Here is a 25,784-nt window from a genome sequence, read left to right as displayed (position 1 = left end):
GATGCGCCTGCTCATCGCCATTCTCTGCGGCGTGCTGTTCGGCGCCGGCATGATCATCTCCGACATGGTCAATCCCGCCCGCGTCCTGGCCTTCCTGGACGTGACCGGTGACTGGGACCCGTCGCTGGCCTTCGTCATGGGCGGCGCCCTGATCCCGTCCGGGCTGGCTTATCTGATCCACCGGCGGATGCACGCCCCCGTACTGGCTGACGAGTTCCGGGTCCCGGCCAGCCGCCTGATCGACCGGCCCCTGATCGGCGGCGCCATCCTGTTCGGCCTCGGCTGGGGACTGGTCGGCCTGTGCCCCGGCCCGGCGCTGGCGGCCCTGACCACCGCCAGCTGGCAGGCCGCGATCTTCGTCGTCGCCATGCTGGCCGGCATGACACTGTTCCGCTTCACTGCAGGCCGCTCGGCCTGACGCAACAAGACAATCAACGGAGGACATCATGGCCGGACGCCCGCTTGACGAGGGTCTCAGCACCTCACCCCAGATCGCACCGGAAGAGGTAGCCATCGTCGCCGCCGCCGGTTTTCGCGCGATCATCTCCAACCGCCCCGACGGCGAGGAGCCCGGTCAGCCCAGCGCGGCAGACATGAAGGCCGCTGCCGAAAAGCACGGCCTCGCCTTCCGCCACATCCCCGTCACCGGCGCCGGCATCGGCCCGGACGACGTCGCAGCCATGGCCGACGCCCTCGACACCCTGCCCGGCCCGATTTTCGGCTTCTGTCGCAGCGGCACCCGGACTGCCATGCTGTGGGCGCTGTCCAGGGCGCCGTCTTCAGACCCCGACACCCTGATCGCCGCCGCGCGCGACGCCGGCTATGACCTGTCGGGCCTGCGTCCCCGGCTCTAAGGAGTCCCGCGTGGACCTTTCCCTCTTGCAGTACGGGCTCGGCGCGGCCGCCGGGTCGCTGGTCGGCTTTTCCCTCGGCCTCGTCGGCGGAGGTGGCTCAATCTTGGCCGTGCCCCTGATCGTCTATCTGGTCGGAGTGAAGGAGCCGCATCTGGCTATCGGCACCAGCGCGCTGGCGGTGGCCGCCAATGCCGCGCTCAATCTGATCCCCCACGCGCGTCACGGCACGATCAAGTGGAAGATCGCCGGCCTGTTTGCTGCGGCCGGGGTCGTGGGTGCCCTGCTGGGCTCGACCCTGGGCAAGGCCGTGGACGGCCAGAAGCTGCTGGCTCTGTTTGCCGTGCTGATGGTGATCGTCGGCGTGCTGATGCTGCGCGGACGCAAGGGCGACGGCGACCCGGATGTGACCCTGACCGCCGGCAATGCACCCAAACTGATCGCCACCGGCACCGCCACCGGCATACTGTCCGGCTTTTTCGGCATCGGCGGCGGCTTCCTGATCGTGCCCAGCCTGATGTACGCCACCCGTATGCCGATCTTCTACGCGGTCGGCTCGTCGCTGGTCGGCGTCACCGCGTTCGGGCTGACCACGGCGGCCAACTATGCCCTGTCCGGCTGGGTCGACTGGCCGCTGGCCGGGATCTTCATCGGCGGCGGTCTGGTCGGGGGTCTGATCGGCGCAGGCCTCGCCAAGACCCTCTCGACCCACAAGGGCGCGCTCAACACCGTCTTCGCCAGCCTGATCTTCGTCGTCGCCGCCTATATGCTGTACCGCAGCGCCGGCGCGTTGGGGTTGATCGACTAGACCTATGCTACTCCGGCGGCTGCCTGAAGTCCGTCACTCCGCCTCAAACGGGACCACGAATCTGACCAGCCCTGATGCTCCCATAAGGGGTTCCAGGCGGTTTTCCTGAGCCGCTTTGAGGGCCTCACGGCCGAAGCCCAAACCGAACGGCCTCTCCAACCAGACACTGCACTCTGTCACGGGAGCTGTCCCATTGGCGCGGCAGCGAAGAACGGCGTAGCCCGACCGCTCGCCGATCCGGGCTGCTTCGAGCGGGAAGTCCGCCTGATTCTTGCGCACCACCTCGGGGCTCGCCTCTTCGCCGTATTCTTGGGTGAGGCAGCGGACACAGACGATGTCCGATACTTGGACCGTGCGTTGCCCATCAACCGTCGCGAACCTGACCTCGAAGGACACGAGCGACCAAATGGCCAAGCCATCGAACTGCGCCGGCGTGAGCCACAGGCCCCCGGTCGCATACCCCACCCGTGTTTCGATGTGGGGGTCGCCACTGGATATCGACTGCTCGCCGACGAGTGTGGCTTCACAGCCAATGACGGCTCTGCTTGCAGGGTTCTCGCACTCGACGACATAGCGCCCGCTCTCAATCCCGTACGTGTCGGCGAGCGACATGAGCGGAGCAATCGGCTTCTCGGCCCACTGAGGGTTCGTTATGACCGCCGGACGGTCGATCAACGGTGAAGCGCCTTCCATCGACGGATCCAGCGGCAGCAGCAAAGCAAGCGACGTCCAGAACCACATATCCTCACTCCCACTCGATCGTGCCCGGGGGCTTGGACGTCACATCATAGACCACGCGGTTCACGCCACGCACTTCGTTGACGATCCGCGTCGCGGTCTTGCCCAGCACGTCCCACGGGAACTCGAAGAAGTCCGCTGTCATGCCGTCGGTCGAGGTGACGGCGCGCAGGGCCAGCACCTTCTCATAGGTCCGGGCGTCGCCCATCACCCCGACCGTCTTGACCGGCAGCAGCACGGCGAACGCCTGCCAGATGTCATCGTACAGGCCCGCCTTGCGGATTTCGTCCAGATAGATGGCGTCGGCCTCCTGCAGGGTCGCGACGGCGTCCGGCGTGATTTCGCCGGGGATGCGGATGGCCAGGCCCGGCCCGGGAAAGGGATGGCGGCCGACAAAGGCGTCGCTCAGGCCCAGTTCGCGGCCCAGCGCCCGCACCTCGTCCTTGAACAGTTCGCGCAGCGGCTCGACCAGTTTCAGCTTCATATAGTCCGGCAGCCCCCCGACATTGTGGTGGCTCTTGATCACATGGGCCTTGCCGCTCGACGAGGACACGCTCTCGATCACATCGGGATACAGAGTCCCCTGGGCCAGGAATTCGGCGCCCTCGATCTTGCTCGACTCCCGGTCGAAGATTTCGATGAAGACCCGTCCGATGATCTTGCGCTTGGTCTCAGGGTCCGCCTGTCCGGCCAGTTCGCCGAGGAATTCCTTCGACGCATCAACGTGGATCAGCGGGATGTTATAGTGCTCCCGGAACAGGGTCGTTACCTGTTTGGCCTCATCCTTGCGCAGCAGGCCGGTGTCGACGAACACACAGGTCAGCTGGTCGCCGATGGCCTCATGGATCAGCACCGCCGCCACCGAACTGTCGACCCCACCCGACAGGCCGCAGATGACTTTCGCATCCCCCACCTGCTCGCGGATCTGGGCGATCTTTTCCTCGCGATAGGCGGCCATGGTCCAGTCGCCCTTCAGCCCGGCGATGCCGTGGGTGAAGTTCTTCAGCATCCGGTCGCCGCGCGGCGTGTGCATCACCTCGGGGTGGAACTGGATGCCGTAGAAGCGCCGCGCCTCGTCCCCGATCACCGCATAGGGCGAGCCGGGCGAGGTCGCGATCACATCAAAGCCCTCGGGGATGGCGACGATCTTGTCGCCGTGGCTCATCCAGACCGGCTCGTCCTCGCCGACGCCCGCCAACCCATCCAGCAGGGGCGAAGCCTTTTGCACGGTGATCTCGGCGCGGCCGAATTCGCGGGTATGGCCGCCCTCGACCTTGCCACCCAGCTGCTCGCACATGGTCATCTCGCCATAGCAGATGCCCAGCACCGGAACGCCCGCCTCGAACACCGCCTGCGGCGCGCGCGGGCTGCCCTCCTCGTGCACGCTCTCGGGTCCGCCCGAGAGGATGATCGCCGCCGGGTTCATGGCCGCCATCGCGGCCTCGGCCTTCTGGAACGGATGGATCTCGCAATAGACTTTCGCCTCGCGCAGCCGGCGCGCGATCAGCTGCGTCACCTGACTGCCGAAATCGACGATCAGGACTTTCTGGTGTTCGGGCTGGCTCATGCGATCGGTTCCGGGGCGGCAGGTTGGGCGGGGTCTAGTCGGTCAGGTGCGCGACGATCAAGGGCGGCGAGGCCGTGCGCTTCCAGCACAGCCACCAGCCGGTCCCAGACGTTCGCAAGGTTTTCATCGACGTGATGCAGGGTGGACGTCCAGTCCTCCAGCGCCTTCAGCTCGGCCCGACCGTCCGACACCCCGCGCAGGGCGACCAGCGGCACATCGAACGTCTGCGCCGCCCGCACCAGCGCCCAGGTTTCCATATCGACCATCTCGGCACCGATGGCGTCATAGCCTGCGCCCGACACCACATCGGCGCCGGTCGACAGGGTCGCGGTCGGCACGCCAGGGATCGGGCACGGCAGCGGCAAAGTCGCCGGCAGGTCCGACAGCGGCGTCACCCCCTTCGGAAATCCCAGCGCGCTCGCGTCCATGTCGCGGTACTCGACCGAGTGCGCCTGATAGACCGCCGCATGCTCCAGCGTCCGCGATCCGCACGACCCCAGCGACACGATCAGATCAGGCTGCTCACCCTTCGCCTCCAACCGGGCCAGGGCCGCCGTCAGAGCGACTGCGGCCTCAACGGGACCGATGCCGGTCATCAGCGGCTGGATGCGCGCCCGCAGATCCGCGCCATACTCGGCCAGTGCCGCCATGACCGGAAGCACCGTGACCGCGCCATAGCGTTCCAGCCGTGCCGTCATTCTCCTCGCTCATAGGCGGCAAAGAAGAAGCCGTCGGTGCCGGTCGAGCCGGGCGACAACCGCACCCGCGCCTGCGGGCCCTCGGCCCAGGGCGGCGTCACCGGCACCGGACGGAAGCCGGGGTTGGCCGCCTCGAACGCATCGAGGCTGGCCTCATTCTCGCGGCTCAGCAGCGAGCAGGTCACATAGACCAGCCGCCCGCCCATCTTCACCAGTTTCGCGGCCTGACCCATGATCCGGACCTGCAGGGCGTGCAGCCGCTCGACCTCGTCCGGCTTCAGCCGCCAGGCCTCCTCCGGATGCCGCCGCAGCGTGCCCGAGCCCGAGCACGGCGCATCGACGAACACCAGATCGGCCTCGCCGTTCAGGGCCTCGGCCCCGCCGCCATTCTGGCCCAGCAGCCCCAGCTCGGCCTCGACCCCGGCGCGCGCCAGCCGCGGCTGGATGTTGTCCAGCCGCTTTTGCACGACGTCGCAGGCGACCAGCCGGCCCTTGCCCTGCATGGCCTGGGCCAGCGCCAGCGTCTTGCCGCCGCCGCCCGCGCAATAGTCGACGACCGTCATCTCCGGCCGGGCATCCGCCAGCCAGGTCACCACCTGACTGCCCTCGTCCTGAACCTCAAAGCGTCCGGCCTTGAAGCCCTCCAGCGCCTGAATGTTGGGCGGCGGCTCCGACGTCAGGCGCAGCCCCCACGGCGACCACGGCATGGGCTCGGGCGACAGACCCGCGGCGCGCAGCTCGGCTTCGACATCCTCGACCGTGGCCACGGCGCCGTTGATGCGCAGGTCGATCGGCGCGCGCGGCGCCATCAGTGCGTGGGCTTCAGCGGCCCAGCCCTCGCCAAAGGTCGCCTTCAGATCCTCGACCACGAATTCGGGCAGGCCCGCCTCGACCCAGCCGGGCAGCTCGCTGTCCTTGATCGCCAGCCGTCCCCGCTCGTGCTTGGACAGCGGCCCCGGGCCATAGCCCTCGCCCGTGTGCAGCGCCTCGATCTCTTCCAGCGACAGACCGTCCAGTGTGGCCAGCGACCCGATCACCAGCGCCCGCCCGTCCTCGCGTCCGCCCATGATCCACGACAGACGTCCGCGCGCACGCAGGACCTTATAGACCCGGTCGGCGATCGCCTTGCGGTCCTTGGACCCGGCATAGCGGTTCTGCTGGCCCCAGGCCTTGACCACCACCTCGGCCGGTTGGCGTCCCTGGGCGATGGAGTCCAGGATGGAGGCGGCGGCGGCGAGACGGGCAGCAGGGGTCATTCAGCTCTTTCAGACAAACAGGGCGGCGATGATCATGACCAGACCGGCCAGGCCACCCATCCACACGAGGCTGCGCACATAGGGCACGCCAAAGGCATAGAGCGGCACATAAAGGAGACGCGCCGCCAGATAGAGGTGAGCGCCCCACGCCGTCAGCTCACCGGTCTTGTCGGCCACCACCGCCATCAGCACAGCGGCGATGAACAGCGGCAGGGTCTCGAGCAGATTGTCCTGGGCCCGCTTCAACCGTCCGGCCAACTTGCCCGGAGGCGGCGGATTGCCGTCGCGCGGCCCGGCATTCCACTTGCCGCCCAGCTCGGCGGTACGCGCAGCACCGGCGGCCAGAATCTGGACCAGCGCCAGCACCAGTGTGGCGGCCAGTACGATAAACTCAGGCGTCATATCCATGGCCGAAACCCTCCCCTAGCCCTGCCGATAGTTGGGCGCTTCACGCGTGATCATCACGTCATGGACGTGACTTTCCCGCAGGCCCGCATTGGTGATGCGCACGAAGCGGGCGCGCGTTTGATACTCGTCAATGGTCGCCGCCCCGACATAGCCCATGGCGGCACGCAGGCCCCCGACCATCTGATGAAGCACCGGCGAGATCGGGCCCTTGTAGGGCGTCTGTCCCTCGATACCCTCGGGCACCAGCTTTTCGGACGAGACCTCTTTCTGGAAGTAGCGGTCTGCCGAGCCACGGGCCATGGCCCCGACCGAGCCCATGCCGCGATACGACTTGTAGGACCGGCCCTGGTACAGGAAGACCTCGCCCGGGCTTTCGTCGGTGCCCGCGAACATCGAGCCCATCATGGCCACGCTCGCCCCGGCCGCAATGGCCTTGGCGAGATCGCCCGAATATTTGATGCCACCGTCCGCGATCACCGGCACGCCCGTGCCCTTCGCCGCCCGCGCCGACTCCAGGATGGCCGTCAGTTGCGGCACCCCGACACCGGCCACGATCCGCGTGGTGCAGATGCTGCCAGGCCCGATTCCGACCTTGACCGCATCGGCCCCGGCATCGATCAGGGCGCGCGCTCCATCATAGGTGGCGACGTTTCCGGCCACGATCTGCACCCGGTTGGTCTCGCGCTTGATCCGCTCCACCGCCCGCGACACCTGCACCGAATGGCCGTGCGCCGTATCGATCACGATCACATCCACGCCCGCGTCCGCCAGCGCCAGTGACCGCTCATAGCCATTGTCACCGACCGTAGAGGCCGCGCCGACCAGCAGCCGGCCCTGATCGTCCTTGGCCGCATGGGGGTGGGCCTGGGCCTTTTCGATGTCTTTCATCGTAATCAGGCCGGTGGCGCGCATATCGCCGTCGACCACGATCACCCGCTCGATCTTGCGCTCGCGCAGGATGGCGATGGCCTCATCGCGCCCCGTACCTTCCGGCACCGTGTACAGCGGCTCACGCGTCATCAGCTCGGCCGCCTTGCGATCCGGAGAGGTATCGAACCGCATATCGCGGTTGGTCAGCATACCGACCAGCCGGCCCGTCTCGCGGTCCACCACCGGAAAGCCCGAGATCTTTTTGCGCGCCACGATGTCGCGCACCTCGCCCAGGGTCGTGTCCGGGTGAATGGTCACCGGATTGATGACCATGCCGCTTTCATAGCGCTTGACCACGCGCACCTGTTCGGCCTGCTCCTCGACCGTCAGATTGCGATGCAGCACGCCCAGACCGCCCGCCTGCGCCATCGCAATGGCCAGCCGGCTTTCGGTCACCGTGTCCATCGCCGAGGACACAAGCGGGATGTTCAGCGACAGGTCGCGCGTCAGCCGTGTCGAGACATCCGTCTCGGCGGGCATGACCTCGGACTCTGCGGGTTCGAGCAAAACATCATCGAAGGTTAGGCCTTCGCGTATCTCCATGAGGAGTCTCCGTTTTGCGGGCCGCGTATAGCGGTGAGCGCCCCGACTCGGCAAGGGGCAATCGTGTCCGCCCTGCGCCTTATGGCCACGATAGAATTTATGTCGTTGCAACCGTTGCTGATCCCAACCATTTTCCGGGGCGATGGTGCGACTGATCCTCAACACGGCGCGCAGCCTGGCGCTCAAGATCGCCAGCTATGGCGTGATGCACCTGGTGGTGGCCATTCTGGTCGCCTATGCCCTGACCCGCGACTGGCGGCTGGCGCTGGCGGTCGGCATGGTCGAGCCCTTCTTCCAGACCATCGCCTATTCGATCCACGACCGCGTCTGGCACCGGATTGAGCGCCGCAAGCGACTGACCGGCTTCGAGGAAACCGCCGAGGCCTTCACCGCCCGCCTCGAGCTGATGGACGCCCGCGAACAGACCCGCTCGCACGGACACGCGGGTCACAGCCACGCCATGCCCACTTCGTTCAAACAGATCGCCATCAAGACCCTGACCTATGGCCTGATGCATTTCGTGGTGGCCGTCGCCGTCGCCTACGCCATCACCCGCGACATCGGCATCGCCTTGGCCATCGGCATCGTCGAGCCGCTGGTCCAGACCCTGTTCTTCACGGCTCACGACCGTATCTGGGCCCGGATCGAGGCCCGCCGCGCCAAAAAGTCCAAGGATCTGGCCGCGGCCTGATTCCCGACCCGCTCAGCGCGGCCGGTGCCGGTTCATCGCCACCAGAAACACCTCGGCACTGTCTTTCCGGCTGGACGCCGGCTTGACGTATTTCACAGTTTCGAACTCGGCCCGCAGCTGGGCCAGCACCCCGCCCGCATCACCGCCCTGGAAATTCTTGGTCACGAAATGCCCGCCGGGCTTCAGGGTGCGGATGGCAAAGTCGGCGGCGATCTCGATCAGGGCAATGATCTTCAGGTGGTCGGTCTGGCGATGGCCGACGGTGTTGTGCGCCATATCGGACAGGACCAGGTCGGGCGCTCCGCCCAGCAGGTCGATCATCTGCTGGTCGACACCGGGATGCGTGAAGTCGGCCTGGATCATGGTGGCACCGGTCACCGGCTCGACCGGCAGCAGATCGACGCCCACCACCGCAGTGGCGCCGCGCTTGACCGCCACCTGGGCCCAGCCGCCCGGCGCTGCTCCCAGATCGATGACCCGCGACCCCGGCTTGATCAGGTGAAAACGGTCGTCGATCTCCAGCAGTTTGAAAGCCGCCCGGCTGCGCCAGCCCTCGGCCCGCGCCCGCTCCGACCATTTGTCGGCCAGCTGCCGCTTGATCCACTGCTGGCTGGACATGGACTTGTCGTCCGCGGTCTTCATCTTGGTCCCCATGCCCCGGCCCGCAGCGGTGCCCGCCGTCGGCAGACGCACCATCTTGCGACGGGGGGGAGACTTTTCATCTTCACTCATGACACCCGACATAGCGCCCCACGCGTTCAGCCGCTATGACCCCGCCACGACAAAAGGAGCCCGTATGACTGAACAGACCCTCACCTTCACGCTCGACACCGGCAATGACACCGGCGGTGACGTTGTTATTCGCCTGCGCCCGGACCTGGCGCCCGGCCATGTCGCCCGTATCACCGAACTGGCCAGCGAAGGCTTTTACGACGGCGTGGTCTTCCACCGCGTCATCCCCGGCTTCATGGCCCAGGGCGGCGATCCGACCGGCACCGGCACCTCGGGCTCGAAAAAGCCGAACCTGAAGGCCGAGTTCTCGGCTGAACCGCACGTGCGCGGCGTCTGCTCGATGGCCCGCACCAACGACCCGAACAGCGCCAACAGCCAGTTCTTCATCTGCCTCGACGACGCCACCTTCCTCGACCGCCAGTACACTGTCTGGGGTGTGGTCGAGTCGGGCATGGAACACGTCGATGCCCTGCCCAAGGGCGAGCCGCCGCGCGCCCCCGGCAAGATCGTCAAGGCGACGGTCAACTAGTCCGCGACACCGCGATCGGGCGGGGTGACGTCAGTCCCCCGCCCACCAGCGAAAGCCCACCGCCTTTGGTGGCAGTTCGTCGATGCTGAGCGTGCCGTTCAGTACGGCCCCCTCTGCGCCCAGATTGCGGCGCGCGGTCGCCAGCGCCTCGTCATTCAGCTGGGCATCCAGCTGCACGACGCCCAGCTTTTCCGACACCCCGACAAAGCGCAGCAGGCCGTTCTCGACGCTGTAGAAGCGCGGCAGTACCCGCACCCGGTGGGTCCGCACCTCGCCCAGCTCGGTCTGCACCGTGGGGCTGGTCTCATCGACGAACTCCAGCATCACCGGCGCGAACTGGCCCTCGCGCGTACCGCCCTCCCAGGCGGTAAAGTCCTGCTGCTGCCCCAGGAAGACGTGGTCCAGCCGCCAGGGCCCCTGACGCACCTCGGTGGTCGGCATGTAGAAACCCGACACATCGTCCTGAAGGTCGTTCGAGAAGCCCTCGGGCAGGCCGGCGGTATCGATCGACCCATTGGCGGCCGGGGCATCGGCCGGTTCAAGCGGCGGCTCGCAGCCCGCCAGCATCAGCGCCGCCACGCCACAGCCCACGAGGGCGATCCGTCGGAACATCATCGGCTTGCTCTCCTGTGCGTCAGCGGCTCATGCCGGTGTCCAGCGCCCGGAACGACTGGATCGACAGATCGGTCGCATTCCGGAACACCGTGGGCGTGATGCGCTCGGCGTCATCGCTGGGCTTGTGATAGTCCGGATGGAAATCCACCCCCAGATACAGGAAGGGCACCCCTGCCGCGTAAAAGGCCCCGTGGTCCGAGGCGCTGACCCAGTTGTCCGCGCCCGTGTCCTGCGGCGTGTCCTTGCCGAACGCCAGCGACACCGACCCGATCGGCCCGATCCCCTCCAGCAGGGGCCGCAGGGTCGGGTTCTGATAGGTGCCGGTCACCCACAGATAGCCGTCGGTCTCGGCCCGCGCCGTCATGTCGAAATTCAGGTTCAGCGCGATCGATTCCAGCGGGAATGGCGGCGCCTCGACGAAATGTTTGGCGCCAAGAAGGCCCCGCTCCTCGCCGTCGAAGGCGACAAACAGCACGCTGTGCTCGGGCGGATTGGCCTTCAGATATTCAGCCAGTGCCAGCATGGTCGCCACACCCGAGGCATTGTCGTCCGCCCCGTTGTAGATCTCGCCGCCATACATCCCGACGTGGTCATAGTGGGCCGTCACGACGATATAGCGATTGCCGACCCGCGTGCCGGGGATCAGGCCCAGGATGTTCACGCCGTTGAAGGTCTTGCGCCCCTCATGCGACCGCCCCTCGGCACTGAACGGCTGGAACCGCCCCATCGGCGGGGCGGCAATGCCGATCTGCTCAAAGCGCGAGACGATGTAGTTTCGGGCTCGCTCGCCGCCCGGCGTCCCCGCCCCGCGTCCCTCCATATCGTCGGCGGCCAGGGTCGTTAGATCGGCCCACAGCTGGGACGACACGACCGGATCAGGTCCGGCAGTCGTCTCTGTCGTGCCGGGCACACAGGCGGACAGGGCCCCGGCGGCGATCAGGGCCAGCACGGCAGACGCGGATTTCGACAGACGGCGCATGAATCCTCCGGACAACACTCCTGGCGACCCTAGACGCGGCCGCGACCGCCGTCAGATTAACTTCCTGTCATCGGCGCTGGGAAGGCACGCTGACGATGCTAGACAGAGGCGACCAGATTCCCGGACCTGACCATGACCGACCCTTCCGCCTCCCCCGATATCGAGACCCTGACCCTCGATCAGGCCCGCACGGAGCTGGCGCAGCTGTCGGCCGAACTGGCGCGCCACGACGCCCTCTATTTTGCCGAGGATGCACCCGAGGTCTCCGACGCCGCCTACGATGCCCTCAAGCGCCGGGCCCTGGCCATCGAGGCCCGCTTTCCCGAACTGACCACCGCCGACAGCCCCTCGACCCGCGTCGGCGCCACCCCCTCCGGCACCTTTGCGGCCGTACGCCACGGCGTACCCATGCTGTCGCTCGACAATGCCTTTGACGAGGGCGACATCGCCGATTTCGTCGCCCGGGTCCGGCGCTTCCTGGCCCTCGACGCCGACACGCCCATGGCCTTCATCGCCGAGCCCAAGATCGACGGCCTGTCCGCCAATCTGCGCTATGAAAAGGGCGAGCTGGTCGTCGGCGCCACCCGGGGCGATGGCCGCGAGGGCGAGGACGTGACCGCCAATCTGCGCACCCTCGCCGACATTCCCGACCAGCTGTCCGGCAGCGGCTGGCCCGATGTCATTGAGGTGCGCGGCGAGGTCTATTGCCCCACCGCCGACTTCCTCGCCTTCAATGCAGAGGCCGAGGCGGCGGGCCGCCGCACCTATGCCAACCCCCGCAATTTCGCCGCCGGCTCCCTGCGCCAGAAGGACCCGGCCATCACGGCCACCCGGCCCCTGCGCTTCTTCGCCTATGGCTGGGGCGAGTTTTCTGATGATTTCGCCGAGACCCAGAGCGACGCCATCGACCGGCTGGCCGACTGGGGCTTTCCCGTCAACGACCGGCGCCGCGTGGTCGAGGACGCCGCCGGCCTGCTCGACGTCTATCGCAGGCTCGACACCGACCGCGCCCGGCTCGGCTATGACATCGACGGCGTGGTCTACAAGGTCGACCGGCTGGATTGGCAGAAGCGCCTCGGCTTCATCGCCCGCAGTCCCCGCTGGGCCATTGCCCACAAATTCGCCGCCGAACAGGCCCGCACAATCCTGAACGCCATCGACATCCAGGTCGGCCGCACCGGCTCCCTGACGCCGGTCGCGCGCCTGACCCCCGTCACCGTCGGCGGCGTGGTCGTCTCGAACGCCACCCTGCACAATGAGGACGAGATCGCCCGCAAGGACGTCCGGATCGGCGACACCGTCATCGTCCAGCGCGCCGGCGACGTCATCCCACAGATCGTCGGCATCGTGCCAGAGCTGCGCCCTGACGGCACCGTCCCCTACACCTTCCCCACCCACTGCCCCGTCTGCGGCTCCGAGGCCGTCCGCGAGGAGGGCGAGGCCCGCAGACGCTGCACCGGCGGCCTGATCTGCGCCTCCCAGATCGTCGAACGCCTCAAACATTTCGTCAGCCGCCGCGCCTTCGACATCGAGGGGCTGGGCGAGAAGCAGCTGACCGCCTTCCACGACCGCAGCTGGATCCGCGAGCCCGCCGACATCTTCCGCCTCGCGCGAGACACCGCCCGTCTTAATGAGTTGCGGGCCGAGGACGGCTATGGCGAGACCAGTGTCGGCAATCTGGTCGCCGGCATCGACGCCCGCCGCATCATCACCCTCCAGCGCATGATCTACGCCCTCGGCATTCCGGACATCGGCGACCAGACCTCACTGCTGCTGGCCCGTCATTTCGGCAGCTGGGCGGCCTTCAAGGCGGCGGGCATTGAGGCCTCGACCGGCATCCAGACCGAGGCCTGGACCCGCCTGTCCGAAGGGCACGGCATATCGGCGCGCGTGCTGTCGATCCTGGCCGACGCCGATCTGGCCGGGGCCGATCCCTGGCCCGAGGCGCCGCTGGACCAGAAGCTCAGCCTCGCCTTCCCCGGTCTCGCCTCCCCGGCCCGACGCACCTTGGCCGACCGCGCATCCGACTGGCCCGGCATCCGCCGTCTCGCCGACATTGCCCGGCTTGAGGGCCCCGGCCTCGCCCTGACCGGCATCGCCTCGGTCGCCGGCGTCGGCCCGGTCGCCGCCCGCGAGATCGCCCATTTCTTCCACGAGGCCCACAACCGCGATGTGGTTGAGGCGCTGGAGGCCGAACTCACCGCCATCGAGGACGCCGAACGCCCCGAGGCCGACAGCCCGGTGACCGGCAAGACCGTCGTCTTCACCGGCTCGCTCGAGCGCTTCACCCGCGACGAGGCCAAGGCCCGCGCCTCATCCCTCGGCGCCAAGGTGTCCGGCTCTGTGTCGAAAAAGACCGACTATCTGGTCGCGGGCCCCGGCGCCGGCTCGAAGCTGGCCGAGGCCCAAAAGCACGGCGTCACCGTCCTGACCGAGGACGAATGGCTGGCCCTGATCGGCGGCTAGCGGTTCAGCGCCCGGATCGTCGGCGAGGCATCCAGTGCCGTGGCCTCAACCGGATCGGCCTGCAGCGACAGATGCGCGAACATGGTCCGGGCGCCATCCAGGTCGGCGCCTGACAGCACGGCCCGATAGGCGCCCTGCCCCTCGACCAGCGGCAGCAGGGTCAGGCTGACCCCGTTCAACACATTGCCGCCGATCACCGCGACCGTGTCCTCACCCACCCGCACCACGACGTCACAGTGGCTGCCGACATAGCGGCCCAGATCGCGGCGCCGGTCCGCGAGGGTGCGATAGTTGACCCCACCGCGAGAGTTGCACAGCAGGTCCCCGGGCATGACCGCCACCTCGCCCGGATCATGGGCGACATAGGCCGCATTCGGCCGCTCGCCATCTCGCGCCCGGATGGCCTGGTCGATATAGACGCGGTGCGAGATGTCCCGCTCGAACTGGGCCATCTCGCCCAGCCCCGCCTCGCACATCACCCAGCTGATAAAGGCCGCCGACCACGGCTCGACCCAATTGATCTCGCCCTCGCCGTCCCGCCACTGGCGGTTCTGGCGGGACAGGATGTCGCCACCGTCCGGCGTCGCGCTCCAATATCCGGCGATGGTCGCGGCCAAGCCCGGCGTATGCTCCCAGCGCCCCACCGCCACGATGGCCCGGTCCTGCTCGGGCGCATCCAGCCGCGGATTCAGCGCATCCGGAACGACCCCGTCCGGCAGCCGGCGCTCACGCACCCCGCGCAGATCAATGGTCTGAAAGCCGAACACGCCCCATTCCTGGACCGCGATATCGACAATCCGCCGCCGCGCCCATTCGGTCGGACCCACCCGGCATCCGGGCTGCACGATCCGCATCGCCCCACGCCGTCCCTCAACCCGCTCGGCGGGCGGAATGACATCGAAGGTCTCACGCGGCAGCCGCTCCACGCTCTGGGCCGCGACAGGGCCTGCGACCAGCAGAATCGCCAGCGCCGACAGCAGGATCAGCGCCCGGCTCAAACCGCCGACCTCACATCGGTCCGGGCAAAGTCATCGCCCTTGAACAGCAAGGGCTCTCCCGTCTCCTTCGCCAGGGCATAGGCGAAGCAATCGCCGAAATTCAGACGTGCTGGATGGTTGCCCTTGCCATAGGTCGCATACGCAAGCCGGGCCCCGCGCGCGGCTTCCACATCGACCGACACGACTTCAGCCTCGATCATGGCCAACAGCCGATCAGCCCCCAAGGAGGCTTCACGCCGCTTGTAGCGGTCGATCACCATGCTGAATTCAAACAATGTCACCGCCGAGATCTTTACCGGCTCAGTGCTCATTTTTTGCAGGAACGGAAGCGCTTCCGGCTCGGAGTTCAGAACCGCGACCAGTGCCGAGGTGTCGACAATCAAGCCGGCAGTCCCGTCTCGGGGTCGTAGAACTTTGCGGTGGGGTCCTCCTCCTCAAAGAACTCGGGGGGCAGATTCCGCCGGATGTTCTCCACGATCACCAGCAGTTCTTCCATGCTCGCCTTCTTGCGGACACGCTCCGGGGTTCGTTCCAGCCGCTCCTCGAGGGCATGAATGACCGCGTCGGTCAGGGTTTCCCCTGTCCGTTCGGCGACCTTGACGGCCAGTGCATGGGCCTTCGGATTCTTGATGTTCAGCATGGTAGAACCCAGTCTACCACGCTTGGCCCCGCCGTCACAGCGCCGCGCACTGCACCGTCAGCCAGTCGAGGACCGCGCCGTCCAGCAGCGGCCCGACCTTGGCCAGCACCTCGGCGTGATAGGCATCGACATAGGCCCGCTCGTCGATCGTCAGCAGATCGACGTCGATCAGCCGACGATCCAGCGGTGCCAGCGTCAGCTGCTCAAACCCGTGCATCGGCCGCTCGCCACCGTCGATGGCCTCGGGCGGCGTCACCACCTGCAGCGTCTCGATGCGGATGCCCCAGTGCCCTTCGCGGTAATATCCGGGCTCGTTCGACACGATCATGCCGGTCAGCAGCGGCTGGGTGTTGACCGCCTTGGCGATCCGCTGCGGCCCTTCGTGCACGCCGAGATAGCTGCCGACCCCGTGGCCGGTGCCGTGGTCATAGTCGTGCCCGGCCATCCAAAGCGGGTGGCGCGCCAGGGCGTCCAACTGGTGCCCCGTCGTGCCCTCTGGAAAGCGCACTACGGCCATGGCGATATGGCCCTTCAGCACCAGGGTGAACATGCGCCGCTTATCGTCCGAAGGCTCGCCCACCGCGATCGTCCGCGTCACATCGGTCGTGCCGTCCAGATACTGGCCGCCGCCGTCGACCAGCAGCAGCGAGCCCTTCTCCATTCGGCGAATCGTGCGCGTCACCGGCTTGTAGTGCGGCAGGGCTCCGTTCGGGCCCGACCCGGCAATGGTGTCAAAGCTCAGGTCCATCAGGGCACCTGTCCCCTCGCGGAACTGCTCCAGCTTTTCGACCACGGCCCGCTCGTCGGGCAGGGTCTGTTGCGCCTCGGTGTCCAGCCAGTGGAGGAACCGGGCCAGCGCCGCCCCGTCGCGGATATGGGCCTGACGCGACCCCTCGATTTCCACCGGATTCTTGACCGCGCGCGGCAGGGTGCAGGGATCTTGCCCGCGCACGACGGTACCGCCCGCCGCTTCCACCCGGTCGAAATACCAGGCCGCGCTCTGGCCCGGATCGATCAGCACCGCACGACCGGACGTCTCGTCCAGCGCGGCGGCCAGGGTGTCCGGATGCTCCAGCGTCACATCTTCGCCCAGCCAGCCGGGCAGTTCATTGGTCACCTTGGCCGGATCCAGGTACAGGCGCGCGCGCCCGTCGCCGTCGATCAGCGCCTGTCCCAGCGGCAGGGGCGAGCGGATCACATCGCCGCCGCGAATGTTGAACAACCACGCCACCGAGGTCGGCGCCGTCAGCAGCGCCATGTCGGCCCCGGCCTCCTCGATGGCCCTGCCGATCCGGGCGCGCTTGTCGGCGGCATCCTCGCCCGCATACTCCAGCGGATGAGGCACCACCGGCGCCTGCGGCTGGGCCGGGCGTTCCGCCCCCCAGGCACTGTCCAGCGGATTGCTGTCGACCGGCTTCAGCGTCACGCCCGCGCGCTTGGCCGTTTTCTGCATCCGGGCGAGGGCATCGGGGCTGTGCAGACGCGGATCGTATCCGACGACCGAGCCCTTGGGCTGTTCGGACAGATAGCGCGCCACCGCCGTCTCGTTGAAGTCGCGCAGTTCGAACTGGCCCTGATCCACCTGGGCCTTGACCTGCACCGTGTAGCGACCGTCCGCGAACACGGCCGCCTTGTCCTTCATCACAACGCCGGCGCCGGCCGAGCCGGTAAAGCCTGATATCCACGCCAGCCGGTCATTGGCCGCCGGCAGATACTCGTTCTGGTGCTCGTCCTCGTGCGGCACCAGAAAGCCGTCCAGGCCCTGGGCCTGCATCTCGCGTCTCAGAAGCGGCAGGTGGCGCGCACCAAAGCCGGGGTCGGTGGTCTCGTCGAATGTCTGTCTCATGCGGCCAGACTTAACACCCCCAGCCCCGCAATTGGGAGGGGGCGACCGGAGGGAATTCTACCCCCCGCGGCGCAGCACCAGCGCGCTCCAGGCATCGCGATGAATTCGCCGCTCCAGCCGGAAGCCCTTGGACGTATAGGCCGCCGTCACCCGGCGCTCCTGCGTCCGCAACAGACCCGACAGGATGGCGACCCCACCCGGCAAGAGGGCCGTCCGGATCGGCTGCGACAAGGCCACCAGCGGCGGCGCCAGAATATTGGCGAACACCAGATCGTAGGGCCCCTGCCCCCGCACCTTCTGGTCGTTCAGGCCTGAGGCGTGGACGAAGCTGGCCTTGGCCTGATTGAGGGCGGCATTCTCATTGGCAATCCGCACCGACGGCGCGTCGATGTCGGTGCCGAGGGCCACCCGGCTGCCGGTCTTCGCCGCCGCGATGGCCAGCACACCCGTGCCCGCGCCCACATCCAGTACCCGCTCGAACCGCTCGCGCTTCAGCAGTTCGTCAAACGCGATCAGGCACCCGACCGTCGTGCCGTGATGGCCGGTGCCGAAGGCGGCCCCCGCATCGATCTTCAGGTTCACCGTATTCAGCGGCACTCGCCCCTGATCGTGGGCCCCATAGACGAAGAACCGCCCCGCCCGCACCGGCGGCAGGCCCGACAGCGACATCGCCAGCCAGTCGGCATCGGCCAGATCCTCAACCGTGGTCGTCAGCGCCGCATCGCCCTTCAGCGACGTCACCAGCCGCTCGACCTCATCGGCTGTCGTCGGAAAGGCATCGATGCGCCAGATGCCTCGATCCTCATCCTCCTCGAGGATGGAATAGGTCACACCCTCCAGCATCGGGTCGGCATCCCACTCGGCGACGCGGGCTTCGGTTGCATCGCGCGACCCATGTGCGATTATTTGAATTGCGGACTCTGACATTTCTCAGACGTCGCTATCATCGCGAATCGATTGCATCGTCGGCGCGGCGTCTCGCGTCACATTCATCCGAGGGGTCGGGGAATACATGGCCAAGGTTCCATCCAAGTCGAGTACGTCCAGCACGGGCGCAAAAGCATCTGCGGCTTCCAAGCCTAAAGCGGCACCGAAGTCCACGGCGAAAACGACGGCCAAGCCCGCCGCCGCCAAGGCCGCTCCGGCCAAGGTTGCGCCTGCGAAGGCCCCCGTGGCCCGCGCCACGGCCAAGCCTGCGGCCAAGAAGCCGGCTGCCGCCACCAAACCGGCCGCTGCCAAAAAGCCCGCCGCCGTGAAGAAGCCCGCGGCCAAGGCTCCGGCGGCCGCGAAGAAGCCTGCGGGCACGCGCGCCACGCCGGCCCGTCCAGCCGCCGCCAAGAAGGCTGCCGCGCCGCGCGCTGCCGCCAAGCCGGCCACCACGGCCCGCGCCGCCGCTGTAACGCCCGCTCCGGTTCATCCGGCGCCCAGCCCGGCTCCGTCGCCGGCGCCCGCTGCCAAACCTGCCGAAAGCAAAAGCTTCGTCGGAAAGATCTTCGACGCCATCTTCGGCAAGCGCTGATCGGCTGATCGCAAAAGGAAACCCCCGCCGGTATCGCTCCGGCGGGGGTTTTCAATTCGGCGGCAAGCGACCTCAGGCCGGCGGCAGGTCCTCGCCAAGGATGGCCATCTCGAACATGAACGAGCCATCGCCGTCCTCGTCCTCGAAGACCAGGCCGATGAATTCGTCATCGACATAGACCTCGACCGAGTCGGCCGTCTTACGGGGCTTCAGCTTGATGCCGCCATGATTGAAGGTGCGCTTCAGATAGGTTTCGAGGCGCTTCTGGTCTGTCTCGTTCACGGCATGCCTTTCAGGGTTCGTTCGGCGCGGACCCTAGAGAAGCGGACCCGCAAGGGAAAGCCCGCTGGGGCCTAGATGACAAAGTCATACACAATGTCGGCCAGGGTGTGGTCCATGGTCCGCGCGGGCGTGGCGTCGGTCGGGCAGTTGACCAGTCGCGCCGGCACACCCGCCACCGTGCACCCCGCCGGCACCGGCTTCAGCACCACCGAGCCCGAGGCCACCTTGGCATAGTCTCCGACGACAATATTGCCCAGCACCTTGGCCCCGGCGCCCAGCAGCACGCCCTTGCCGATCTTGGGATGTCGGTCGCCGCGCCCGGCGCCAGTGCCGCCCAGCGTCACCGCGTGCAGCATCGACACCTCATCGCCCACCACCGCCGTCTCTCCGATCACAATGCCGGTGCCGTGGTCGAGGAACAGGCCCGATCCCACCTGCGCGCCCGGATGGATGTCGACCTGGAACAGTTCGGAAATCCGGCTCTGGAAGTGCAGGGCCAGGGTCTCGCGCCCCTCCAGCCAAAGCCAGTGCGCCACCCGCCAGCCCTGCAGCGCCTGAAACCCCTTGAAATACAGGAACGGCTGCAGCAGCGACCGGATCGCCGGATCGCGCTCCTCGACCGCCTGCAGGTCCGCCTCGGCCGCCGCGACAATCCCCGGATCGACCTCGAATGCCGCCAGGCACACCTCGCGCACCGTCATGGCACCCAGCTCGGCATCGCCCAGCTTGCGCGCAATCTGAAAGCTCAGCGCGGCACCCAGATTACCATGGGACAGGATCACCGCATTCATCTGCGAGGCCAGATCCGGCTCGTCGCGAGACGCCTGCTCGGCGGCCCGGCGCAGCTGGGCCCACAGGTCAGACGCTTCGGGAACAGCCTCCAGTCGGGGCTCCAGTCGGGGCGTGGCCATGCATCCTCACTCTTCGGTTCAGCGCGAAAGATAGGCTCCCGCCCGCCGAATCGCCACCCCGCCCACTGGCGGGGCCCACGTCGCGCGCCTAGCTACAGCGTATGACCGAGCTTGCCGCCCCCCTCGCCCTGCCCCGCCGCGATCCGGCGCTGATCGAATACCTGCAACAGCGCCGCTCGGCCCCGGCCCAGGCGCTCGCCGCCCCCGGCCCCTCTGCGGCCGACCTTGATGCCATCCTGAGCATCGGCCTGCGCACCCCCGACCATGGCAAGCTCTTCCCCTGGCGGCTGGTGGTCCTGACCCCCGACACTCGCGCGGCCCTCAGCCACGCCCTCAGCCCGCTCGCCGACGACCAGCCCGACCCCGACAAGGCCCGCGCGGTCCTGGCCAAACTGACCGCCCCGCCCGTCACCATCATGGTCGTCTCGACCCCGGTCCGCGACCACAAGGTGCCCGTCTGGGAACAGGAACTGTCCGCCGGCGCCCTGGCCATGAACCTCAGTCACGCGGCCTTTGCGCACGGTTTCTCCGCCAGCTGGATCACCGACTGGTACGCCTACGACCCCCGCGCCCTCAGCCTGTTCGGCATCGGCGAGGACGAGCGCATCGCCGGCTTCATCCACATCGGCACGCTTGAGACCCCGCCGCTGGAACGGCCTCGCCCCGACCCCGACCGGCATGTTGCGGTGCGCTAACGCGACTCCCCCTCTGGCCGGTGCACCAGCGACACCAGCACGATCGAGATGATCATCAGCAGGAACCAGCTGCCCAGCTTGTCCAGCGACACCGGCTCCCAGCCCGCCTCCTGCCCCGGATAGGTCCACGCCCGCGCAATGGTCCCGACGTTCTCGGCGATCCATATGAACAGCGCCACCAGCCCATAGCCCGCCAGCAACGGCATCGACCGCCGCCGCCGGTCCGGGGTGAAGTAAAACCACCCCCGCCCGAACAACACCCCGACCATCAGGAACAGCAGCCCCCGCACATCGGGCAGCCAGTGGTGCAGGAAGAAGTTCAGATAGATTCCCGCCGCCAGCACCCCCGTCATCCACACCGGCGGATAGTCCCGCACCCGGATGTGAAAAATGCGCTGCACCCGCGCGATATAGCTGCCCACCGCCGCATACATGAAGCCCGAGAACAGCGGCACATCCCCGATCCTCAGCATCGACGCCTCGGGATAGACCCACGACCCGTGCGCTGTCTTGAACAGCTCCATGATCGTCCCGGCGATATGGAACAACAGGATGACCCGCGCCTCCTCCCAGCTTTCCAGCTTGAAGATCAGCATGCCCGCCTGGATCGCCACCGCCCCCACCACCAGGGCGTCATAGCGCGCAACCGCGGCCTCCTCGGGCCACCACAGGAAGGTCGCGACGATCAGGGCCAGCAACAACCCCCCGAACAGACACGCCCACCCCTGCTTGATCCCGAACATAAGGAGCTCGAACGCAGACCCCCGCCAAGGCCCGCGATCCGCCCACCCCTGCGCCCCCGACAGCCAGCGGCGACCGATCAGCTCAAGCGGGGGACGGGGGATGGATGGCGTCGTCATGCGCCCCTTGGAGCAGGCCGGGTCCTTCGCGTCATGAGCGGAGGATGAGGAAGGGGTGAGAAGCCCCCCTCACCCCCGCCCGCGATACCCCGCCACGCCCTGCTCCGGCAGCCAAACGCCCTCAGGCACCCCGCCGGTCTGCCAGAACACATCGATGGGAATGCCACCGCGCGGGTACCAGTAGCCGCCGATCCTCAGCCATGTGGGGTCCAGCAGGGCCACCAGCCGCTTGCCGATGGCCACGGTGCAGTCCTCGTGGAAGGCGCCGTGATTGCGGAAACTGGTCAGATACAGTTTTAGGCTCTTGGACTCGACCAGCCAGTCCCCCGGCACATAGTCGATCACCAGATGGGCAAAGTCCGGCTGGCCCGTCACCGGGCACAGGCTGGTGAATTCGGGCGCCGAAAAGCGCGCGACATACAGGGTGTCCGCATGCGGATTGGGCACTCGCTCGAGATGGGCGGAGTCGGGATCGGTCGGTTGGTGCGTCTGCGCGCCCAGCTGGCTCAGGCCGGATGTGTCGGTGGTCATGGGAGGCCTTTAGCGGGTTGCGAGCGGCGTGAAAATGGCCGGGTTCTAGGGCTTCCTCTTCGCGAAGCAGTTCATCACAGCGACCACAACGCTTCCACATAGGACACAACGAGGTCGAGCCCGCTGCCTTCGTTGTGTTCTTCGTGCCTCCTCTGTGTTCTTTGTGATGAACCTCTTTCTGCTCCCTTCTCCCCTCGGGGGAGAAGGTGGGCCGCGACAGCGGCTCGGATGAGGGGGCCACTGGACGCGCGCTGACCGGGTCCGTCCGTGGCAGGCTCCCCCTCATCCGTCAGGCTCTGCCCGACACCTTCTCCCCCGAGGGGAGAAGGACTGCTGAGCCGACACCCTCAGCTACGATGGCCGCCCCCGAATTCCCCCTCCCTTTCAACGGGCCCGCCGTTTCCCGGACCGGTCTTCCTGCCCTGGCTCACGCATCACCGATACTGTCCGGTTGCCGACATCGCCGGAGGGCCGCCACCATGATTTCAGACCATTCAGACGGTTCAGACGGTGTTTTTCACGCCCGCCCTCGCCGCCCGCCACTCGACCGTTGCCTTACCCGGCGACAGCCGTCTATCCGTAGCGAAAGACAACGGAGGAGCCGTCCATGACCATTCCCGCGTCCCTGCAAAAGGGGCTGAAGCTGCCGGTGATTGCGGCGCCCATGTTTCTGGTCTCCGGGCCGGATCTGGTGGTCGAGGCCTGCAATGCCGGCGTCATCGGCACCTTTCCGTCGCTGAACCAGCGCACGACCGAGGGCTATCGGGAGTGGCTGCACGCCATCAAGGCGCGGCTCAAGCCCGATGCCGCTGCGTTCGGGGTCAACCACATCGTCCATCCGACCAACCCCCGCCTGATGGCCGATATGATGGTCTCGGTCGAGGAACAGGTGCCGCTGATCATCACCTCGCTGGGCGCGGTTCGCGATGTGGTCGATGCGGTGCACGGCTATGGCGGGGTGGTCTTCCACGACATCGCCAATGTCCGCCATGCACGAAAGGCCGCCGAAGCCGGGGTCGACGGCCTGATTCTGGTGGCCAATGGCGCGGGGGGTCATGCCGGTGTGGTCAACCCCTTTGCCCTGATCGAGGAGGTGCGCAGCTTCTTTGACGACACCCTGATCCTGTCAGGCTGTCTGTCGACCGGGCGCGACATCGCCGCCACCCGCATGCTGGGCGCCGACTTCGCCTATATGGGCACCCGCTTCATCTCGACGACGGAGTCCATGGCCCAGGGCGCTTACAAGCAGATGATCGTCGACGCCGGCGCTTCGGACATCACCTATACGCCGGCCGTCTCGGGCATTCCCGCCAACTTCCTGACGCCCTCGCTGATCGAGAACGGCATCGACCCCAAGAGCCTGCCAGAGCACAAGCTGGACATGGCCGATGAAGCCAAGGCCTGGAAAACCGTCTGGTCCGCCGGTCAGGGGTCGGGCGGCGTGCATGACGTGCTGCCGGTGGCCGAGCTCGTGTCGCGCATGCAACAGGAATACCGTCAGGCGTCGGAACAATTCGCCAGCGAGAGCAACTTCGGCTAAGGGGGCGGCGTCCCACGGATTCGTCCTTATACGGAGCCATCATGCGCGCCCTTCTGACCGGCCTTTCGGCCCTGACCCTTCTGGCCATTGCGACCCCGGCCGCCGCCCAGAGCATGGCCGGCGGCGACTGGGCCTTCGGCGTCGGTGCCGGTACCGACAACCGTTCCAAGGACGTGTCCAAGTCGGGCACGGACGCCTACGGCTGGGCGTTGACGGAGTGGACCAGCGGCGACGGCTTCTTTTACGGCGGCGCCGGGGCCGAAACGATCGACAGCTCGGGCTCGAACCTCGAGATCGAAGCGGGCTTCGGCATTCGCCCCCAGATGGGCGGATTCGATTTGGATCTGAACGCCACTCACAAGTGGCGCGTCGACGCCAATCCGGGCACGGACGATGATGCCTGGGAGTTCACCGCCGACGTCAGCCGCGCCATCGGCCCGGCCAAGGCCAAGCTGCGCCTGCAGTACTCACCCGACGGCACAGGTTCCACCGAAGCCTGGACCTGGGTCGAGGCACGCGCCAGCTGGGACCTGACGCTCGACACCGCCCTGTCTGCCGGCATCGGGCGCCGCGAGCAGGATCTGTCGGTCGACTACACCGGCTGGGACGTCGGCGTGACCTGGCAGCTGGCCCCGGCAGTCGACCTCGACCTGCGCTACCACGACACCGACGCCGACCCGACCCTGTTCGGTGACCAGTACGGCTCCGCCCTCGTCGCCAACGTCGGCTTCTACTTCTAAACCTTGGCCGTAGTCCCTATATAGGGCGCATGACCTTTCGATCCACGACACTAGAGCGCGCCTATGAACTGGCGCGCGAGGGCCGTTGCCGGACCGTCGGCGACATCAAGATCCAGCTGAAGCTCGAGGGCTATGAGCGCATCCGCGAGTCCCTTTATGGCGGCACCCTGAACGCCGCCCTGCGAGACCTCTGCCGCGAGCATTACGCCCCCGCTGAGGGCCACGTCGAACCCTAGCCCAGCGCCTGGTCCAGGTCGGCGATGAGGTCGTCGACGTCTTCGACCCCCACCGACAGGCGGATCAGGCTGTCGGTGACGCCGCCGGCCTCGCGAACCTCCTTCGGCACCGAGGCGTGGGTCATGATGGCCGGGTGGTTCACCAGACTTTCGACCCCGCCCAGCGACTCAGCGAGGGTGAAGACCTCGACCCGCTCCAGCACCTTGCGGGTCCGGTCCAGATCGCCGTCGATCACCACACTGACCATGCCGCCGAACCCACCGGTCATCTGGCGACAGGCCAGCTCGTGCCCCGGATGGCTGATCAGGCCGGGATAAATGACCTTGGCCACGCCCTTTCGGGTCTCCAGCCAGCGGGCCACCGCCAGCGCATTCTCGCAGTGGGCCTTCATCCTCAGGCCCAGCGTCTTGAGCCCCCGGTTCGCCAGGAAGGCATCGAACGGTCCCATGATGCCGCCCACCGAGTTCTGCAGGAACTTCAGCTGGGCCGCCAGCTCCGGGTTTGCCGTCACCAGCACCCCGCCGACAATGTCCGAGTGCCCGTTCAGATATTTGGTGGCGGAGTGCATGACGATGTCGGCCCCCAGACCGATCGGCTGCTGGCAGAACGGCGTGGCAAAGGTGTTGTCGACCACCAGGATCAGGCCCCGGGCCTTTGCAATCTTCGACAGGGCCGCGATGTCCGCCAGCTTCATCAGCGGATTGGTCGGGGTCTCGACCCAGATCATCCGGGTCTTGTCGGTGATGGCCGCCTCGACCGCCGCCGGATCGGCCATGTTCACATAGGCGAAGTCCAGCCCCATCGACCGCCGCCGGACCCGCTCGAACAGCCGCCACGAGCCGCCGTACAGATCATCGCCCGTGACGATGTGGCTGCCGGCATCCAGCAGTTCCAGCGCCGTCGAGGTCGCGGCCATGCCGCTGGCAAAGCCAAAGCCGTGCGTGCCGCCCTCCAGGTCCGCGATACAGGCCTCGAACGCCTCGCGCGTCGGGTTCTTGCCCCGCGCATACTCATAGCCCTTGTTCACGCCCGGGCTTTCCTGGGCATAGGTCGAGGTGGCGTAGATCGGCGTCATGACTGCGCCCGTGGTCGGGTCGGGCCGTTGTCCCGCGTGGATGGCGCGCGTGGAAAATCCCGGGCGGTTCTTGCGGTCGGTCATGCGGGGATGGGCTCT

At 67.3% G+C, this 25,784-nt stretch carries 30 protein-coding genes; 11 read left to right on the top strand and 19 right to left on the bottom strand.

Features of this window, described 5'->3' with window-relative positions; genetic code table 11:
* Nucleotide 1: 1 nt before the first annotated feature.
* The 3 genes from EG854_RS03560 to EG854_RS03550 are packed head-to-tail and all read left to right on the top strand — an operon-like array spanning nucleotide 2 to nucleotide 1,659.
* A complete protein-coding gene (locus EG854_RS03560) occupies nucleotides 2–418 on the top strand; it encodes a DUF6691 family protein (protein WP_123286359.1) in 417 nt (138 codons plus the stop codon).
* 28 nt (nucleotides 419–446) lie between these two features.
* On the top strand, nucleotides 447–854 hold the full coding sequence (locus EG854_RS03555; RefSeq protein ID WP_123286358.1) for a protein tyrosine phosphatase family protein: 408 nt from the start codon (nucleotides 447–449) through the stop codon (nucleotides 852–854).
* A gap of 10 nt (nucleotides 855–864) precedes the next feature.
* The gene (locus EG854_RS03550; protein WP_123286357.1) at nucleotides 865–1,659 is read left to right on the top strand and encodes a sulfite exporter TauE/SafE family protein; all 795 of its coding nucleotides are present in this window, start codon (nucleotides 865–867) and stop codon (nucleotides 1,657–1,659) included.
* A 33-nt stretch (nucleotides 1,660–1,692) separates the two neighbouring features.
* Here the strand turns inward: EG854_RS03550 and EG854_RS03545 are convergent, their stop codons facing one another.
* Genes EG854_RS03545 through guaB form a run of 6 tightly spaced genes read right to left on the bottom strand, consistent with a single transcriptional unit; the run spans nucleotide 1,693 to nucleotide 7,799 of the window.
* The gene (locus EG854_RS03545) at nucleotides 1,693–2,400 is read right to left on the bottom strand and encodes a hypothetical protein (protein ID WP_123286356.1); all 708 of its coding nucleotides are present in this window, start codon (nucleotides 2,398–2,400) and stop codon (nucleotides 1,693–1,695) included.
* Nucleotides 2,401–2,404: 4 nt separating this feature from the next.
* A complete protein-coding gene (gene guaA / locus EG854_RS03540; protein ID WP_123286355.1) occupies nucleotides 2,405–3,964 on the bottom strand; it encodes a glutamine-hydrolyzing GMP synthase in 1,560 nt (519 codons plus the stop codon).
* Entirely contained in the window at nucleotides 3,961–4,662 is a 702-nt protein-coding gene (locus EG854_RS03535) for a 5'-methylthioadenosine/S-adenosylhomocysteine nucleosidase (protein ID WP_123286354.1), read from the bottom strand. The genes guaA and EG854_RS03535 overlap by 4 nt, the downstream gene beginning before the upstream one ends.
* Nucleotides 4,659–5,918, bottom strand: coding sequence for an RsmB/NOP family class I SAM-dependent RNA methyltransferase (locus EG854_RS03530; RefSeq protein WP_123286353.1), 1,260 nt, complete (start codon nucleotides 5,916–5,918; stop codon nucleotides 4,659–4,661). The genes EG854_RS03535 and EG854_RS03530 overlap by 4 nt, the downstream gene beginning before the upstream one ends.
* Before the next feature lie 9 nt (nucleotides 5,919–5,927).
* On the bottom strand, nucleotides 5,928–6,326 hold the full coding sequence (locus tag EG854_RS03525; RefSeq protein WP_311716493.1) for an MAPEG family protein: 399 nt from the start codon (nucleotides 6,324–6,326) through the stop codon (nucleotides 5,928–5,930).
* Nucleotides 6,327–6,341: 15 nt separating this feature from the next.
* Nucleotides 6,342–7,799 carry an IMP dehydrogenase gene (guaB, locus tag EG854_RS03520; RefSeq protein WP_123286352.1) on the bottom strand — a complete coding sequence of 486 codons (1,458 nt, stop codon included), beginning with the start codon at nucleotides 7,797–7,799 and terminating at the stop codon, nucleotides 6,342–6,344.
* 142 nt (nucleotides 7,800–7,941) lie between these two features.
* On the opposite strand from guaB, the gene EG854_RS03515 reads away from it, so the two are divergent.
* Complete coding sequence (locus EG854_RS03515; protein ID WP_123286351.1) at nucleotides 7,942–8,490, top strand: DUF2061 domain-containing protein; 549 nt, start codon at nucleotides 7,942–7,944, stop codon at nucleotides 8,488–8,490.
* Between the two features lie 12 nt (nucleotides 8,491–8,502).
* Here EG854_RS03515 and EG854_RS03510 read toward each other — a convergent pair whose 3' ends face one another.
* Nucleotides 8,503–9,222: an RlmE family RNA methyltransferase gene (locus EG854_RS03510; protein WP_123286827.1), complete on the bottom strand. Its 720-nt coding sequence runs from the start codon at nucleotides 9,220–9,222 to the stop codon at nucleotides 8,503–8,505.
* A gap of 64 nt (nucleotides 9,223–9,286) precedes the next feature.
* Here EG854_RS03510 and EG854_RS03505 point away from each other — a divergent pair, with 64 nt between their 5' ends.
* The gene (locus tag EG854_RS03505) at nucleotides 9,287–9,751 is read left to right on the top strand and encodes a peptidylprolyl isomerase (RefSeq protein WP_123286350.1); all 465 of its coding nucleotides are present in this window, start codon (nucleotides 9,287–9,289) and stop codon (nucleotides 9,749–9,751) included.
* A 30-nt stretch (nucleotides 9,752–9,781) separates the two neighbouring features.
* Here the strand turns inward: EG854_RS03505 and EG854_RS03500 are convergent, their stop codons facing one another.
* Both EG854_RS03500 and EG854_RS03495 read right to left on the bottom strand, forming a co-directional pair.
* Entirely contained in the window at nucleotides 9,782–10,366 is a 585-nt protein-coding gene (locus EG854_RS03500) for a hypothetical protein (RefSeq protein ID WP_123286349.1), read from the bottom strand.
* A gap of 19 nt (nucleotides 10,367–10,385) precedes the next feature.
* A complete protein-coding gene (locus EG854_RS03495; RefSeq protein WP_123286348.1) occupies nucleotides 10,386–11,345 on the bottom strand; it encodes a M28 family peptidase in 960 nt (319 codons plus the stop codon).
* 132 nt (nucleotides 11,346–11,477) lie between these two features.
* On the opposite strand from EG854_RS03495, the gene ligA reads away from it, so the two are divergent.
* On the top strand, nucleotides 11,478–13,811 hold the full coding sequence (ligA, locus tag EG854_RS03490) for an NAD-dependent DNA ligase LigA (RefSeq protein ID WP_123286347.1): 2,334 nt from the start codon (nucleotides 11,478–11,480) through the stop codon (nucleotides 13,809–13,811).
* On the opposite strand, the gene EG854_RS03485 is transcribed toward ligA, so the two are convergent.
* The 5 genes from EG854_RS03485 to EG854_RS03465 are packed head-to-tail and all read right to left on the bottom strand — an operon-like array spanning nucleotide 13,808 to nucleotide 18,222.
* Nucleotides 13,808–14,809 carry a DUF2272 domain-containing protein gene (locus tag EG854_RS03485; RefSeq protein ID WP_123286346.1) on the bottom strand — a complete coding sequence of 334 codons (1,002 nt, stop codon included), beginning with the start codon at nucleotides 14,807–14,809 and terminating at the stop codon, nucleotides 13,808–13,810. The two genes, ligA and EG854_RS03485, sit on opposite strands and share 4 nt — an antisense overlap.
* Nucleotides 14,806–15,192, bottom strand: a complete 387-nt coding sequence (locus EG854_RS03480) for a type II toxin-antitoxin system VapC family toxin (protein WP_123286345.1) — start codon at nucleotides 15,190–15,192, stop codon at nucleotides 14,806–14,808. Before EG854_RS03480 ends, EG854_RS03485 begins: the two co-directional genes overlap by 4 nt.
* On the bottom strand, nucleotides 15,189–15,449 hold the full coding sequence (locus EG854_RS03475) for a type II toxin-antitoxin system VapB family antitoxin (RefSeq protein ID WP_123286344.1): 261 nt from the start codon (nucleotides 15,447–15,449) through the stop codon (nucleotides 15,189–15,191). Before EG854_RS03475 ends, EG854_RS03480 begins: the two co-directional genes overlap by 4 nt.
* Nucleotides 15,450–15,483: 34 nt before the next feature.
* Nucleotides 15,484–17,295 carry an aminopeptidase P family protein gene (locus EG854_RS03470; protein ID WP_123286343.1) on the bottom strand — a complete coding sequence of 604 codons (1,812 nt, stop codon included), beginning with the start codon at nucleotides 17,293–17,295 and terminating at the stop codon, nucleotides 15,484–15,486.
* Nucleotides 17,296–17,352: 57 nt separating this feature from the next.
* On the bottom strand, nucleotides 17,353–18,222 hold the full coding sequence (locus tag EG854_RS03465; protein ID WP_123286342.1) for a 50S ribosomal protein L11 methyltransferase: 870 nt from the start codon (nucleotides 18,220–18,222) through the stop codon (nucleotides 17,353–17,355).
* A gap of 85 nt (nucleotides 18,223–18,307) precedes the next feature.
* Between EG854_RS03465 and EG854_RS03455 the strand changes: the two genes are divergently transcribed.
* The gene (locus tag EG854_RS03455; protein ID WP_164461809.1) at nucleotides 18,308–18,814 is read left to right on the top strand and encodes a hypothetical protein; all 507 of its coding nucleotides are present in this window, start codon (nucleotides 18,308–18,310) and stop codon (nucleotides 18,812–18,814) included.
* A 72-nt stretch (nucleotides 18,815–18,886) separates the two neighbouring features.
* Here EG854_RS03455 and EG854_RS03450 read toward each other — a convergent pair whose 3' ends face one another.
* Together EG854_RS03450 and cysE are read right to left on the bottom strand one after the other, a co-directional pair.
* Complete coding sequence (locus tag EG854_RS03450; protein WP_123286339.1) at nucleotides 18,887–19,096, bottom strand: DUF3126 family protein; 210 nt, start codon at nucleotides 19,094–19,096, stop codon at nucleotides 18,887–18,889.
* A gap of 71 nt (nucleotides 19,097–19,167) precedes the next feature.
* The gene (gene cysE / locus EG854_RS03445; protein ID WP_123286338.1) at nucleotides 19,168–20,007 is read right to left on the bottom strand and encodes a serine O-acetyltransferase; all 840 of its coding nucleotides are present in this window, start codon (nucleotides 20,005–20,007) and stop codon (nucleotides 19,168–19,170) included.
* Nucleotides 20,008–20,108: 101 nt separating this feature from the next.
* On the opposite strand from cysE, the gene EG854_RS03440 reads away from it, so the two are divergent.
* Nucleotides 20,109–20,702 carry a nitroreductase family protein gene (locus EG854_RS03440; RefSeq protein ID WP_123286337.1) on the top strand — a complete coding sequence of 198 codons (594 nt, stop codon included), beginning with the start codon at nucleotides 20,109–20,111 and terminating at the stop codon, nucleotides 20,700–20,702.
* Here the strand turns inward: EG854_RS03440 and EG854_RS03435 are convergent.
* A complete protein-coding gene (locus tag EG854_RS03435; RefSeq protein ID WP_241153113.1) occupies nucleotides 20,699–21,445 on the bottom strand; it encodes a DUF817 domain-containing protein in 747 nt (248 codons plus the stop codon). The genes EG854_RS03440 and EG854_RS03435 overlap by 4 nt on opposite strands.
* Nucleotides 21,446–21,631: 186 nt before the next feature.
* Nucleotides 21,632–22,093: a preQ(1) synthase gene (queF, locus tag EG854_RS03430; protein WP_123286335.1), complete on the bottom strand. Its 462-nt coding sequence runs from the start codon at nucleotides 22,091–22,093 to the stop codon at nucleotides 21,632–21,634.
* Nucleotides 22,094–22,700: 607 nt separating this feature from the next.
* Between queF and EG854_RS03425 the strand changes: the two genes are divergently transcribed.
* From EG854_RS03425 to EG854_RS03415, 3 genes are read left to right on the top strand one after another with little or no spacing between them, the layout of a single operon-like run.
* Complete coding sequence (locus tag EG854_RS03425; protein WP_123286334.1) at nucleotides 22,701–23,633, top strand: NAD(P)H-dependent flavin oxidoreductase; 933 nt, start codon at nucleotides 22,701–22,703, stop codon at nucleotides 23,631–23,633.
* 41 nt (nucleotides 23,634–23,674) lie between these two features.
* Complete coding sequence (locus tag EG854_RS03420) at nucleotides 23,675–24,373, top strand: TorF family putative porin (protein WP_123286333.1); 699 nt, start codon at nucleotides 23,675–23,677, stop codon at nucleotides 24,371–24,373.
* 29 nt (nucleotides 24,374–24,402) lie between these two features.
* Nucleotides 24,403–24,609: a hypothetical protein gene (locus tag EG854_RS03415; protein WP_123286332.1), complete on the top strand. Its 207-nt coding sequence runs from the start codon at nucleotides 24,403–24,405 to the stop codon at nucleotides 24,607–24,609.
* Here the strand turns inward: EG854_RS03415 and EG854_RS03410 are convergent.
* Nucleotides 24,606–25,769, bottom strand: a complete 1,164-nt coding sequence (locus EG854_RS03410) for a cystathionine gamma-synthase (RefSeq protein WP_123286331.1) — start codon at nucleotides 25,767–25,769, stop codon at nucleotides 24,606–24,608. The genes EG854_RS03415 and EG854_RS03410 overlap by 4 nt on opposite strands.
* Nucleotides 25,770–25,784: the final 15 nt, after the last annotated feature.

It is taken from the genome of Brevundimonas halotolerans, from assembly GCF_003730275.1.
In the GTDB taxonomy this organism is placed as follows: Bacteria; Pseudomonadota; Alphaproteobacteria; order Caulobacterales; family Caulobacteraceae; genus Brevundimonas; species Brevundimonas halotolerans.
Note: the sequence above shows the minus strand (reverse complement) of the source record. Positions and strands in the feature narration are given on the sequence as shown.